At 46.4% G+C, this 13,186-nt stretch carries 14 protein-coding genes; all 14 read right to left on the bottom strand.

The genetic code is table 11. The annotated features are described in order from the left end of the window. Positions 1–320 precede the first annotated feature (320 nt). Positions 321–1,814, bottom strand: a complete 1,494-nt coding sequence (gene lysS, locus QYF49_RS25485) for a lysine--tRNA ligase (RefSeq protein WP_290402357.1) — start codon at positions 1,812–1,814, stop codon at positions 321–323. A 10-nt stretch (positions 1,815–1,824) separates the two neighbouring features. Next, complete coding sequence (locus QYF49_RS25480; RefSeq protein WP_290402356.1) at positions 1,825–2,247, bottom strand: GreA/GreB family elongation factor; 423 nt, start codon at positions 2,245–2,247, stop codon at positions 1,825–1,827. A 136-nt stretch (positions 2,248–2,383) separates the two neighbouring features. Further along, on the bottom strand, positions 2,384–3,379 hold the full coding sequence (gene dusB / locus QYF49_RS25475; protein ID WP_290402355.1) for a tRNA dihydrouridine synthase DusB: 996 nt from the start codon (positions 3,377–3,379) through the stop codon (positions 2,384–2,386). A 6-nt stretch (positions 3,380–3,385) separates the two neighbouring features. Then, positions 3,386–3,610, bottom strand: coding sequence for a helix-turn-helix domain-containing protein (locus tag QYF49_RS25470; protein ID WP_290402354.1), 225 nt, complete (start codon positions 3,608–3,610; stop codon positions 3,386–3,388). Beyond that, complete coding sequence (gene folK / locus QYF49_RS25465; protein WP_290402363.1) at positions 3,562–4,089, bottom strand: 2-amino-4-hydroxy-6-hydroxymethyldihydropteridine diphosphokinase; 528 nt, start codon at positions 4,087–4,089, stop codon at positions 3,562–3,564. Before folK ends, QYF49_RS25470 begins: the two co-directional genes overlap by 49 nt. After that, complete coding sequence (gene folB / locus QYF49_RS25460; RefSeq protein WP_290402353.1) at positions 4,086–4,448, bottom strand: dihydroneopterin aldolase; 363 nt, start codon at positions 4,446–4,448, stop codon at positions 4,086–4,088. The genes folK and folB overlap by 4 nt, the downstream gene beginning before the upstream one ends. A 6-nt stretch (positions 4,449–4,454) precedes the next feature. Then, positions 4,455–5,300, bottom strand: coding sequence for a dihydropteroate synthase (gene folP, locus QYF49_RS25455; protein ID WP_290402352.1), 846 nt, complete (start codon positions 5,298–5,300; stop codon positions 4,455–4,457). Between the two features lie 14 nt (positions 5,301–5,314). After that, positions 5,315–6,175, bottom strand: a complete 861-nt coding sequence (pabC, locus tag QYF49_RS25450; RefSeq protein ID WP_290402351.1) for an aminodeoxychorismate lyase — start codon at positions 6,173–6,175, stop codon at positions 5,315–5,317. Further along, entirely contained in the window at positions 6,160–6,759 is a 600-nt protein-coding gene (gene pabA, locus QYF49_RS25445) for an aminodeoxychorismate/anthranilate synthase component II (protein ID WP_290402350.1), read from the bottom strand. Before pabA ends, pabC begins: the two co-directional genes overlap by 16 nt. Before the next feature lie 25 nt (positions 6,760–6,784). Further along, entirely contained in the window at positions 6,785–8,188 is a 1,404-nt protein-coding gene (gene pabB, locus QYF49_RS25440; RefSeq protein ID WP_290402349.1) for an aminodeoxychorismate synthase, component I, read from the bottom strand. 183 nt (positions 8,189–8,371) lie between these two features. Beyond that, a complete protein-coding gene (gene cysK, locus QYF49_RS25435; RefSeq protein ID WP_290402348.1) occupies positions 8,372–9,304 on the bottom strand; it encodes a cysteine synthase A in 933 nt (310 codons plus the stop codon). Between the two features lie 123 nt (positions 9,305–9,427). Further along, complete coding sequence (gene hslO / locus QYF49_RS25430; RefSeq protein ID WP_290402347.1) at positions 9,428–10,309, bottom strand: Hsp33 family molecular chaperone HslO; 882 nt, start codon at positions 10,307–10,309, stop codon at positions 9,428–9,430. A 43-nt stretch (positions 10,310–10,352) separates the two neighbouring features. Beyond that, a complete protein-coding gene (locus QYF49_RS25425; protein WP_290402346.1) occupies positions 10,353–11,123 on the bottom strand; it encodes a type III pantothenate kinase in 771 nt (256 codons plus the stop codon). 110 nt (positions 11,124–11,233) lie between these two features. Continuing rightward, positions 11,234–13,141 (bottom strand): ATP-dependent zinc metalloprotease FtsH, encoded by a 1,908-nt coding sequence (gene ftsH, locus QYF49_RS25420; protein ID WP_290402345.1) that lies wholly within the window; start codon positions 13,139–13,141, stop codon positions 11,234–11,236. Positions 13,142–13,186 lie beyond the last annotated feature (45 nt).

Raw genomic sequence — 13,186 nt, 5'->3', positions numbered from 1 at the left:
ATTGTAAAATCCCTGACTTACCTGGCTTTTGTTTGGTTTTCAAAGAACATTTTGTGTCAAACTTCACCGTTTATGCTGTCGTTTGCCGTCGCTCATTGGCGACTTTATTATCTTACCACGCTGCCTTTAAGCTGTCAACATTCTTTTTTAAAAAGTTTTTATAAAGTTTGTTGAGCAGATATGCTTTGCAGCGACAGGTAATAATATATCACCTTTTCGAATGTCTTGCAACACTATTTAAGAAAAAAGTTGAGATTTCTTTTGAAAGCATAAAAAAACCGTCTGCAAACGTTGTGCAGACGGTCTGAACCTGAGCGCCATTACTTATCGCTATGGCGCATTTGAGGGAATAACAGTACATCCCGGATAGAAGGAGAGTCGGTCAGAAGCATAATGAGGCGATCGATTCCGATCCCTAGTCCGCCAGTAGGAGGCATACCGTACTCCAGTGCTTCGACAAAGTCCTCATCCATCATATGCGCCTCGTCGTTCCCCTGGTCACGCTCTTTGAGCTGGGCTTCGAAACGCTCTCTTTGATCGATTGGATCATTAAGCTCAGAGAATGCGTTCGCGTGCTCACGGCCGACGATAAACAATTCAAATCGGTCAGTGAACCTTTCATCTTCAGGATTTTTCTTGGCAAGCGGAGAAATCTCAACTGGGTGGCCGTATACAAAGGTAGGCTGGATGAGTGTCTCTTCCACGAATTGTTCAAAGAACTCGTTCACGATATGTCCGTAAGACATATTGTCTGTTACAGGAACATTATGTTCTTTAGCCAGTGCCACAGCTTCCTCACGGCTCATTTGCGGCCAGAAGTCTACACCTGTTGCTTCTTTTACAGCATCAACCATGTGAACTCGTTTCCAGCGGGGCTCGAGATTTACTTCATAATCGCCGTATTTTACGGTCGTGCTGCCGTGTACCTCTTTCGCAACATGAGCAATAAGGTTTTCGGTAAGTTCCATGATGTCGTGATAGTCCGCATAAGCTTCATATAGTTCGATCATCGTAAATTCAGGATTATGGCGGGTAGAAACACCTTCGTTCCTGAATACGCGGCCGATCTCATACACCTTTTCCAAACCGCCGACAATGAGGCGTTTCAGATGAAGCTCAATAGCGATTCGCATGTAAAGCTCCATATCTAGGGCGTTATGGTGCGTAATGAACGGCCGCGCAGATGCCCCTCCAGGAATGGAATGCATGGTTGGAGTTTCAACTTCCAAATATCCGTGATCGTCCAGGTAGCGTCTCATGGAGCGGATGATCTTACTGCGGGCGATAAAGGTATCTTTTACTTCAGGGTTCATGATCAGATCGACATACCGCTGACGGTAGCGCTGTTCTACGTCTTTAAGCCCGTGGAATTTATCAGGCAGCGGACGGAGTGATTTCGTCAGCAGCTGAAAATCTTTTGCTTTTACGGAAAGTTCCCCTACTTTTGTTTTGAATACAGTGCCTGTGATTCCTACGATGTCACCGATATCAATCGTGTTGAACAGATCATACTGCTCCTCGCCTACTGCATCTGTTCTCACGTAGATCTGAATTTGTCCTGTAAGGTCCTGAACGTGGGCAAACCCGGCTTTTCCTTTTCCGCGCTTGGTCATGATGCGTCCTGCAATCGTCACTTCAATTGCTTGCTCTTCCAGTTCTTCTTTGGATACATCTTGATATTGGGCTGTTATGTCAGCAGCGGTATGTGTGCGGACGTATTTCGTGCCGAACGGATCTTTTCCGCTTTCACGGATGCTGTTCATTTTTTCTCTGCGGACCCGCAGCAAGTCATTTAATTCTAAGTCCTGGCTCATGAAAACTCTCCTACCTTTTGCAATTTTGTATGTTAATGATTTTATAAGAAATATGGCCCCCTGGAAGGGAGATATGAATCTTGGCATTCAGCGGCTTGCCGATAACCGCTTGAGCCACCGGGGAATCCGCCGCGATTTTAAACTCTCTCGGGTCGGCTTCATAGGGATGGACGATCGTATAGGTCATCTCATCCTGAAATTCAAGTTCGAGAAGTGTAATGGTGGATCCTACTTCCGCAGTTTGCCCCGGCTCCTTTTCGCTGGAGAGAAGCTGGGCATGGATCAGCACCTGTTCAAGCTGTTTGATCCTCTTGTCCAGAAAAAGGCCTTCTTCCTCAGCGGTGCATTTTTCTTTTTCCGCGATTAAGCTTTTAAGCTCATGCTTAAGCCTCCTGGTGCCTTCGTTCGTAAGCAAAACCGTTTCATGGTCCATTTGCTTTACCCCCATATCATTATTAAAAATAATACTTTTTGAACACACCAGGAAGCGTCATAATGAAGAAAACATAAGTGCAACAAAAGCCAGAAATAGGTTCTGGCTGTCGGTTAAAATCAATAGGGTGATTGGCTTAGCTCACTTTTTCTTGTTGTATGGCTTCTACTTCTTCAATATACCCGTAGAGGAGCTTGCTCATTTCATCCCTTGTTGTTTTTGTATTTACTTCGTTTCGGACCGAACCTGTTTTAGGAAGGCCTTTTAAATACCATGCAGCGTGCTTGCGCATCTCACGAACGGCCACCACTTCCCCTTTAAGGTCAATGAGACGGTCCATATGAAGCATGCAGATATCGATCTTTTCTCTTGGTGTCGGTTCCGCAGGGGTTTCTCCCGTTTCAAGGAACTGAACGGTCCGGTAGAGCATCCAAGGGTTCCCAAGCGCCGCGCGGCCGATCATAACGCCATCCACACCGTAAGTCTCAAGCGCATGCTTGGCATCGTGAGGAGTAGAGATATCTCCGTTTCCGATGACCGGAATGGAAACATTCTCTTTTACTTGCTTGATGATATCCCAGTTCGCTTTCCCTTCATACATTTGCACACGCGTCCGGCCGTGGACAGCTACTGCAGCACCGCCGGCCCGTTCTACTGCTTGTGCGTTTTGTACAGCGAAGATATGGTCTTCATCCCAGCCGACACGCATTTTGACCGTCACAGGCTTTTGAACAGCATCTACTGTAGCAGCAACCATCTCGTAAATTTTATTTGGGTCCAGAAGCCATCTCGCTCCTGCGTCACATTTTGTGATCTTCGGTACCGGACAACCCATGTTGATATCTATAATATCGGCATTTGTATGCTTATCTACATACTTAGCTGCCGCAACGAGAGATTCGCGTTCCCCTCCAAAGATCTGCAGGCTAAGCGGTTTTTCTCTCTCATCTACGTAAAGCATTCTTAAAGATTTTTCATTTTCGTAAAGAATCCCTTTATCGCTTACCATTTCGGCACAAACAAGCCCCGCTCCGAAATCCTTGGCGATCAGGCGGAATGCCGGGTTGCAGACACCAGCCATAGGTGCGAGAACTACAGGATTCTTCATCGTAATACCACCGATTTTCAACATTCTTTTTCACCTCGCTTTATTTTTGACATGGTCTTGCGTTAATTCATCTATAGAAACCTGAAAGATCGTTGCAATCTTAATCATGAGCTCGTCCTTCGGTTTGCGGTTGCCGCGTTCTACTTCTCCAAGTATAGAAACAGAGATCCCCAAGTCCTTCGCAAGTCCTTCTTGTGTATAGCCCTTCAGCTTTCGAAAGGCCCGTATTCTCCTGCCCCACTTTTCCTCTTCCATATGTGCACACCTTCTTTATTCTGCAGCTGCCTGAAGACGTCATTCAATGATACGCCTGCATCTGGGAATGTAAGATCTGGAGCAATCTCAAGCAACGGAATCATCACAAAAGCACGTTCCAGCATGCGCGGATGCGGAATGTGCAGCTGTTCTGACTGTATACGTTCATTATTATACAACAAAATGTCAAGGTCGATTGTCCTTGGGCCCCATCTGATTTTGCGTATTCTTTCCAGCTGATTCTCAATTTCCTGGTTTATGCTCAGCAAAGCTTCTGCAGACAGGCTTGTCTGCACCTTTACTGCCAAATTCAGAAAAGGGGGCTGATCAGTAAAACCGACCGGTTCTGTTTCATACAGCGAAGATATCCTTTCGACTTCAATGGCGGGATGATCACTTAATGCCTCGATGGCCTTCCTTATATATTCCTCCCGGTTCCCCAGGTTGGAACCGAGTGAAAGGTAAACACTATTCATCAGGCTCGGCTCCGGGTCATCTCTATGGCAACAGAGTCGTAATGCCCGGGAATCGGCGGGTCGGGCTTGATGACTTTAACCGTGCATTTCTGAATAAGCGGGTAACTGGAAAGAAGAGACGAGGCGATGCTTTCCGTTACCGTTTCGACCAATTTTATCGGCTCACCTTCAACGATCTCTTTTACGGTGGCATAGATGTCACCGTAGTTTGCTGTTTTTTCAAGATCATCCGTTGTACCCGCGGGCTGAAGATCCATTTCAAGGATTAGATCAACAAAAAACCGCTGGCCGAGTTTATTCTCTTCAGGGAAAACACCATGATAACCATAAAAGGAAAGGCCGTTCATATATATTTTATCCATGCGTTTTCATCCTTTTCCGAGCATGGCATCCATCATTCTTGCCATGCGGCCCATTTCTTTAACATCATGCACGCGAACAATTGTACAACCCCGCTCAATGCCGAGGCAAACGGTGGCGCCCGTACCCTCCATTCGTTCATTCACAGGAAGATCGAGGGCATGCCCGATCATGGATTTTCTGGAAGTTCCCAAGAGAACGGGATATCCCATCTCCACAATCTGGTCCAGGTTTCTCATCGTTTCGAGATTCTGCTCTTGGGTTTTGGCAAACCCGATTCCGGGATCTAATATGATGTTTTCGGGTCTCACGCCTTCTTTCGATACAATGGCGATGCTCCTGTTTAAATCCGCAATGATATCAGGCATCAATTCACCATAATTACGATCCGTCCGGTTATGCATGAGAATGATCGGCACGTTGAGCTTTGCCGCTGTGGAGGCCATCCGTTCATCCGCCTTTGCTCCCCAAACATCATTAATGATATGAGCTCCGGCTAGAATGGCTTTTTCAGCGACTTCTGCTTTGTACGTATCGATGGAGATCGGAACATTGACTTCGCGGGAGACGGCCTCGATGACCGGGATCACACGCCTTAATTCTTCCTCTGCCCCTACCTTTTCGCCGCCCGGACGGGTCGACTCTCCTCCGATATCAATAATATCGGCACCGTCTTCCACCATTTGCTTCGCATGGTCAACTGCGCGCTGGATCGTGTTGTACCTGCCTCCATCAGAAAAGGAATCCGGAGTGGCATTCAATATCCCCATAACATACGTTTTCTTCGATAAATCCAGCGTGTATGGGCCACAGGTTATGAAATTAAGATTCTTGGCTGTTGCTGTCTGTCCCATCAGAGGTTCTCCCTTCAAACAAGTTCATCAATGTTCCATAAACTTTTGCTGCATGAATGATATAGAAATAATAGCGAATGAGCAGTGTTCCCGCCGGCACCGGGAAAGTCCTTTCCCTGAAAGCTGCGTACGGGGACGATTTCCTGAATCGAATTCGTTAAAAAGATCTCGTCCGCATTCTCCAGATCACGAGTGGTGTATAAACCCTCCTCGGTATACATTCCCATCTTGGCCGCACAGGCGATCACGAACTGTCTTGTGATTCCGTTTAAGATGCCTGTTGCTATGGAAGGTGTACAGAGGACACTGTCCTTCACCCAGAACACATTTGAAACGGTTCCTTCACTGATAAAGCCATCTTCTGTCAAAAACAAGCCCTCCTGCTCATGAGGCCTGTTCAGCTCCCTTTTTCCAAGGATACTGTTTAAATAATGATGGGACTTTAAGCGAATTCTTCCTTCAGGGGTATTCCGCTTGGTTTGGAGCACAACAAGCTCCTTTTCGTTATATGGTCCGTACTCGGGCAACGGTTTGCCGTAAATGATGACCGTCGGGTTCAAGTATGGATCTGTCTGCAGGCCGACTTCTCCGGTTCCTGCTGATATGTTGAATCGGATATATGCGTTTTTCCATTTGTTTCGCCGCATTAAACGCCTTGTATCAATCCATGCGGCTGCACTGTCCAGTTCATGCTTAATATTCAGCTCAACGAGAGCTTCTTTTAGACGCTTCATATGTTCTTCCCATAAAAACGGATGGCCGTCATAGACCCTGATCGTTTCAAAAGCACCGAGGCCATACATAAATCCGTGGTCAAACGGGGAAATCGAAGCTTCATTTTTACTTACAAGTTTTCCATCTATAGAGAGGTACATACCATGTTCCCTTTATTTTTGTATTGATCGATAAAATTGCGCAGCAATTGCTTGCCGGATGATGTCATGATCGACTCCGGGTGAAACTGCACCCCTTCTACAGGGAGTGTCTTATGGCGAATGGCCATGATTTCTCCTTCCGGGGTCCAAGCCGATACAGTAAAACACTCTGGCAGCGTTTCTTTTTTTACAATAAGAGAGTGGTATCTCGTCGCCTTAAATTCTTTTTCAAGGCCGCTGAATATGGTCTTGCCATCATGGGAGATCGCCGACGTCTTTCCGTGCATCAAGCGTTCGGAGCGGATCACGTCCCCGCCAAATACTTGAGCGATCGACTGATGGCCGAGACACACCCCGAAGATCGGAACCTCTCCTGCAAAACGCTTGATAGCTTCCATACTGATTCCTGCTTCATTCGGCGAACACGGGCCTGGTGAGATCATAAGAAAATCGGGCTGAAGCGCCTCAATCTCTTCAATCGTTATTTCATCATTTCTCTTAACAATAAGTTCTTCTCCCAGCTCTCCTAAGTATTGCACAAGGTTGTACGTAAATGAATCGTAATTGTCAATCATTAAAATCATTCTCATCTTCCTCCTCTAAGCTCAGCTAAACTAATTCGTATTTGCTTTCTTCACTTAATTCTTTTGCCCGCCATAGGGCTGCTGCCTTTTTCAGCGACTCTTTGTACTCCGCTTTAGGATCTGAGTCGATCACAATGCCGGCACCAGCCTGTACATGGGCTATTCCGTCCTTGCAGACCATCGTGCGGATCGCGATGTTCAATTCCATGTCGCCGTCGTAGCCAATCCACCCGATAGAGCCAGTATATACTCCTCTGCGTACAGGCTCAAGTTCTTCAATAATTTCCATCGTCCGTATTTTCGGTGCACCTGTAATCGTCCCCCCTGGGAACGTCGCAGAGATCAAGTCAAAGGCGTCACAGTCTTCACGAAGTATTCCCCTCACATTCGAAACGATGTGCATGACGTGTGAGTATTTTTCGATCGTCATAAACTCATCTACTTCCACGCTGCCGTACTTGCTTACCTTGCCCAGGTCGTTTCTTTCCAAATCAACCAGCATGACATGTTCCGCGCGTTCTTTTTCGTTTTCGATCAGCGTTAATGCAAGCCTTCTGTCTTCCTCTTCCGTCTTTCCCCTCGAGCGTGTCCCTGCGATAGGGCGTGTACTGATTTGGTCTTTCTTTTTTTTCACCAATAATTCAGGGGAACCGCTGACGAGCTGAACTTCAGGCGAATGATAATAAGCCATATACGGCGATGGGTTGAACCGGCGGAGTTCATCATAAATTTCGTGTGGCATGGACATGAGCGGTTTTGACTGCCTAACAGAAAGATTGACCTGAAACACATCCCCTGCGGCAATATATTCTTTCACTTGTTTGACAGCCTGCACGAAATCTTCTTCTGCCATGGATACCGTTTCCTGGAGAAAAGAAAAAGGAGGCTTCTCGCTTTTTGCCGGCATGCCGCTTTGGATATCAGCGGTCCATTCTGATTTATAACGTGCGAGTTTGCTCTCAGCCTTTTGTTGATCCTGCTTTTCGTAATGAAGAATGAGCCAAAGCACTTCTTGCTCATGATCGTAGACGAACACATCATCAAATACCATAAGAGAGACATCCGGAAGCTGCAGATCATCCTCTGCCTTGTCGGGAAGCTTTTCAATCTCCCGTGCCACATCATAGCTGAAGTACCCGATGGCCCCTCCATTAAAATCAGGAAGCCCCGCTGGAACCTTACACGAAAACACGCTCAGCCAGTTCTTGATGATCGGAAGGAGTTTGCCTCTCTTCGTCGTAATATGGTCCTTATATCGAATGGATGCTTTATCGTTTTTGCCAGTAATACAAGCAACAGGGGTGAGTCCCATGATGCTGTATTTTCCGCTCCGCCCGCTTTCAAGCAAGACATGGTTTTCTTCATTGGCCGACAGCATTCTGTAACGGCGAAACCATTCGTTTTTGGATAAGAAAATTTTATCAAACATAATCTTTCGCTCTTCACACTTTGGATAAGGCACACTCGTCACGCTCCTGATCGTTCTTATGGATACTATTGTAACTGAAGCAGTGATTAAATTGGGGATAAAAAAGTGATTTCTATTCTAAGTTTTTTATCCATTAATAACCTTCATAAAAAAAGCTGACAAATTGTCAGCTTCATCCATTGATTATTCTGTTTCATCAAATTGATACAGCGGCGTGCTTAAATACCGTTCACCGTTACTCGGAATGATGGCAAGTACTTTTTTCCCTTTGCCCAGCTTCTCTGCCACTTTTAGAGCAGCAGCAATGGCTGCCCCTGAGGAGATTCCGCCGAGGATTCCTTCTTCTTTTGCCACACGGCGTGCAAATTCAAAGGCTTCGTCATTTGTGATCTGTACAACTTCATCATATACCTTCGTATTTAAGACCGACGGTACAAATCCAGCACCGATTCCCTGTATTTTATGCGGGCCTGGTTTTCCTCCTGAGAGTACAGGTGAATCAGCAGGCTCAACGGCGTACAACCGGATATCAGGATAGGCTTCCTTCAGTACTTCCCCCGCACCGGTGATTGTGCCGCCTGTTCCGATTCCTGAAATAAATCCGTCAAGTCCATCCGGAAATTGCTCTAGAATTTCTTTTCCGGTCGTTTGACGATGGATTTCTGGGTTCGCCTCATTACTGAACTGCTGGGCCAAGAAGTAGCCATGTTCTTTAGATAAAGCTTCCGCCTTGCGGATCGCCCCGCCCATTCCTTCAGCACCAGGGGTCAGGACAAGTTCAGCGCCATATGCGCGCAGCAGGTTTCTTCGCTCTAAGCTCATCGTGTCCGGCATGACAAGAATGGCCTTATAGCCTTTGGCCGCAGCCACCATTGCAAGACCAATTCCGGTATTTCCGCTTGTCGGTTCAATGAGGGTGTCGCCCGCCTTCAGTTTGCCTTCCTCTTCAGCTTTTTCAATCATTGCTAAAGCAATACGGTCTTTAACGCTGCTTCCTGGATTCATGAATTCCAGTTTCAAGTATACGTCTGCATGTGAATCATTTGTAATGCGGTTAAGTTTAACAACAGGTGTTCGTCCAATAAGCTCTGTAATTGAATTCGCAATTCTCGCCACTCTTACCACTCTCCCAATTCCGAGTAAATACATTGGTTTAAGTTTAAAACAGTACGAATCGTCTGTCAATTCTTATGCACTGCTTTATACCTATAGACCGAATACGGCTTGGATTCTTTGAACTTATCGGCTCTCGTTGTATAGGTCTTCCAATTCATCCTCTGAGAATAAATAAGTTTCATTGCAGAAGTGGCAATGGGCTTCAGCCTGTCCTTCCTCTTCAATGATCGAACGGATTTCCTCTCTGCCCAATGATACGAGAGCATTGGCGATGCGGTCTCTTGAACAGGTACACTGAAAGGAAACCGGCATCTTCTCCAGTATTTTAACGTTTTCTTTTCCAAGCAACTCAAAAAGGATCTCTTCAGGTGTAAGCCCTTTTTCCACTAATTTAGAGATCGGAGGAATAGAAGAGATTCGCTCCTCCAAAAGATCAATAATGGTGTCTGATGCATTCGGCAGCACCTGAATCACAAATCCTCCTGCAGCCAGAATGCTGTTATCCGGATTAACGAGTACACCAACCCCAACAGAAGAAGGCACTTGCTCCGACGACGCGAAGTAGTACGTAAAATCATCACCGATCTCCCCGGAAACAAGCGGGACTTGGCCGGTGAAATTGTCACGCAGACCGAGGTCCTTTACTACTGACAAAAATCCATCTTTCCCGACCGCGCGTGCAACATCAAGCTTGCCCTGCGGGTTTAGATCAAAGTGAACCTGCGGGTTTGTGACATAACCTCTTGTATGTCCATTGGGTGCAGCATCTACCAGAATCGCACCGATCGGCCCACCGCCCTCAATCTTAACAGTTATCTTATGTTTATCACTTTTCAGCATGGAAGCCATCATGGTGCTCGCCATCATCGTACGACCTAGAGCCGCTGATGCCGTCGGCCACGTTTGATGTCTGCGCTGAGCCTCTCCCACCATTTCACTGCCGCTCATGGCGTAAGCACGAATCTGCCCGTCAAAAGCCACAGCTTTTATTAAATAATCCGACATATATTATCACCTATCCTCATGTAATAGCTCAGAAGCACGCTGTTTATTTTCGGGTGTTTTTTAAATAGATCAATTGCAGGCCATTTAACGTTAGGTAAGGATCGACAACGTCGATCAGCTCACATTCCTCTGCAATCAAGCCCGCCATTCCACCAGTAGCCACTACCTTTGGATTTGTTTTCTCCTGAGCTTTTATCCTTTTAACAATACCCTCAACTTGTCCAACATATCCAAACAAAAGTCCTGATTGCATGGCACTAACCGTATTTTTACCTATTATATTCTCCGGTTTGGCAAACTCAATCCTCGGAAGCTTCGCTGCATTTTTATAAAGTCCTTCTGTCGCCACGTTAATTCCCGGAGCGATCGCACCACCCATATAATGTCCGGCCTCGTTGATGTAGCAGTACGTTGTGGCCGTTCCAAAATCAACGATAACCAGCGGATTTCCGTATTTGTGTATGGCGGCAACCGCGTTTACAATTCGGTCAGCTCCTACCTCTCTTGGATTCTCATATTTGATATTAAGGCCTGTTTTAATGCCAGGCCCGATTACGAGAGGTTTTCTATGGAAAAATTTAATGCACATCCGTTCCAACGTCGCCATGATATGAGGCACGACGGATGAGATGATAATTCCTTCCACTTCTTCCTTTCCGATTGCCGCATGATCAAACAGGCTGAGGAGGAGCATTCCGTATTCGTCTTCTGTTTTTTCTCTGGAAGTACTGATCCTCCAATGATGCTTCAGTTCATCTCCGTCATACATCCCCAATACGATATTCGTATTTCCTACGTCAAAAACAAAGATCATGGCAATGCCTCGCTAACGTTTGGATTTTAAGAATTATGGACCGCTTTAGATCGATACAAACTTCGATGCCTTTTAAAAAGGATGCCCCTATGTTAGGGGCATCCTTCGTATTAATCTTCCTTGCGATCTTCTTCGTCCTTTTTATGAATTGTAACCTTTACATCATTATCTGGAGAAGAAATGACTTTTCGCTCAGGAAGCTGTCCTGTTTTTACAAGCTCCTTAATTTGCTCTTCATCCAATGTTTCCACATTGAGGAGAGTTTGAGCGATAATTTCAAGCTTATCATTATGCTCAGTAAGGATTTGTTTACAACGTTGGTAAGAAGTTTTAATGATATCTTGGATTTCCATATCGATTTCATGGGCAATGGCATCACTGTAGTTCTGCTCATTGTTGAAATCGCGTCCAAGGAATACCTGTCCGCCTGAGCTTGAACCAAACTGCATCGGACCAAGCCTGTCGCTCATTCCGAACTCCGTCACCATGCGGCGGGCAATGCCTGTCGCACGCTGGAAGTCGTTGTGCGCACCTGTGCTGACTTCATTAAACGTGATCTCTTCCGCCACACGGCCGCCAAGGAGACCCACAATTTTATCGAGCAGCTCTGGTTTTGTCATGAAGTAGCGGTCTTCCTTAGGAAGCATAACCGTGTATCCGCCAGCCTGGCCGCGGGGAACGACGGTAACTTTATGAACCGTATCTGCCCCTTCAAGCACTAGGCCGATGACGGTATGACCAGCTTCATGGTAAGCGACAATATTCTTTTCTTTTTCCGAGATAACCCGGCTTTTCTTAGCAGGACCTGCGATTACCCGGTCAATGGCCTCATCGACATCGTCCATGTTAATTTTCTTCTTGTTTTGCCGCGCTGCCACGAGTGCTGCTTCATTAAGCAAGTTCTCGAGATCGGCTCCGGAGAATCCAGGAGTCCGCATGGCAATGGTTTTCAAGTTTACTTCCTCGCTTAACGGCTTATTGCGTGCGTGGACGCCGAGTACTTCTTCTCTTCCTTTTACGTCTGGGCGGTTAACCGTAATCTGACGGTCAAAACGTCCAGGACGAAGAAGAGCAGGGTCAAGAATATCCGGACGGTTGGTCGCAGCAATGATAATAATTCCTTCATTGGCTCCGAATCCATCCATTTCAACGAGCAATTGGTTAAGCGTCTGTTCACGCTCATCGTGTCCGCCGCCAAGACCGGCGCCGCGCTGTCGGCCAACTGCATCAATTTCATCAATAAAGATGATACATGGTGCATTCTTTTTAGCGTTTTCGAACAGGTCACGCACACGTGATGCACCGACCCCGACAAACATCTCTACAAAATCAGAACCCGAGATTGAGAAGAAAGGAACTCCCGCTTCCCCGGCAACTGCTCGGGCAAGCAACGTTTTACCCGTACCCGGAGGCCCCACTAAAAGAACCCCTTTTGGAATACGGGCACCTAAAGCAGCAAATTTACGCGGGTCTTTTAAGAACTCGACCACTTCAACAAGCTCCTGCTTTTCCTCGTCCGCCCCGGCAACGTCTTTGAACGTTACTTTTTTCTTTTCTTCGTTATACAGCTTCGCTTTGCTCTTGCCAAAGTTCATGACTCGGCTTCCGCCGCCCTGAGCCTGGTTGAGCAAGAAGAAGAACAGGATGAAAATGATGACAAACGGGATGATGGATGTGAAGAATGTTACCCAGCCGCTCGTCTGCTCTTCTGGCTTAATGTCAACATCTGATGTTTGGGCAAGCCTGTTAAGCGTTTTGATGGATTCTTCAGAGTCCGGTGTGTACGTTTCAAACACTTCGCCCTGCTTCGCATTCTCCAGCTTGCCTCTAACTACATAAACGCCGCCTTCAGGCTGGTACTCAATGCTTTTTACGCGCCCTTCCTGAATGTAATTCGTTAGTTGGTCATAACGAATTTTCTTCACTTCATTGTTGGTTCCGTTAAAAAAGCTTACGACACCAACTACAACTAAAAAGATTAACAAGTAAAATATGGTGTTCCGGAAGATCCGATTCATTCCTTACCTCCTCAACGACAATGAGACGATGAAATACATTTATTA

This window comes from Fictibacillus terranigra (genome assembly GCF_030412265.1).
GTDB classification, from domain to species: Bacteria; Bacillota; Bacilli; order Bacillales; family Fictibacillaceae; genus Fictibacillus_C; species Fictibacillus_C terrinigri.
This window is presented reverse-complemented; position numbering and strand designations above follow the sequence as displayed.

Bases quoted from the DNA above. Each gene is read 5' to 3' on its own strand.
- lysS (WP_290402357.1), bottom strand. From the start codon at position 1,814: ATGAGCCAGGACTTAGAATTAAATGACTTGCTGCGGGTCCGCAGAGAA.
- QYF49_RS25480 (WP_290402356.1), bottom strand. From the start codon at position 2,247: ATGGACCATGAAACGGTTTTGCTTACGAACGAAGGCACCAGGAGGCTT.
- dusB (WP_290402355.1), bottom strand. From the start codon at position 3,379: ATGTTGAAAATCGGTGGTATTACGATGAAGAATCCTGTAGTTCTCGCA.
- QYF49_RS25470 (WP_290402354.1), bottom strand. From the start codon at position 3,610: ATGGAAGAGGAAAAGTGGGGCAGGAGAATACGGGCCTTTCGAAAGCTG.
- folB (WP_290402353.1), bottom strand. From the start codon at position 4,448: ATGGATAAAATATATATGAACGGCCTTTCCTTTTATGGTTATCATGGT.
- folP (WP_290402352.1), bottom strand. From the start codon at position 5,300: ATGGGACAGACAGCAACAGCCAAGAATCTTAATTTCATAACCTGTGGC.
- pabC (WP_290402351.1), bottom strand. From the start codon at position 6,175: ATGTACCTCTCTATAGATGGAAAACTTGTAAGTAAAAATGAAGCTTCG.
- pabA (WP_290402350.1), bottom strand. From the start codon at position 6,759: ATGATTTTAATGATTGACAATTACGATTCATTTACGTACAACCTTGTG.
- pabB (WP_290402349.1), bottom strand. From the start codon at position 8,188: ATGTTTGATAAAATTTTCTTATCCAAAAACGAATGGTTTCGCCGTTAC.
- hslO (WP_290402347.1), bottom strand. From the start codon at position 10,309: ATGTCGGATTATTTAATAAAAGCTGTGGCTTTTGACGGGCAGATTCGT.
- QYF49_RS25425 (WP_290402346.1), bottom strand. From the start codon at position 11,123: ATGATCTTTGTTTTTGACGTAGGAAATACGAATATCGTATTGGGGATG.
- ftsH (WP_290402345.1), bottom strand. From the start codon at position 13,141: ATGAATCGGATCTTCCGGAACACCATATTTTACTTGTTAATCTTTTTA.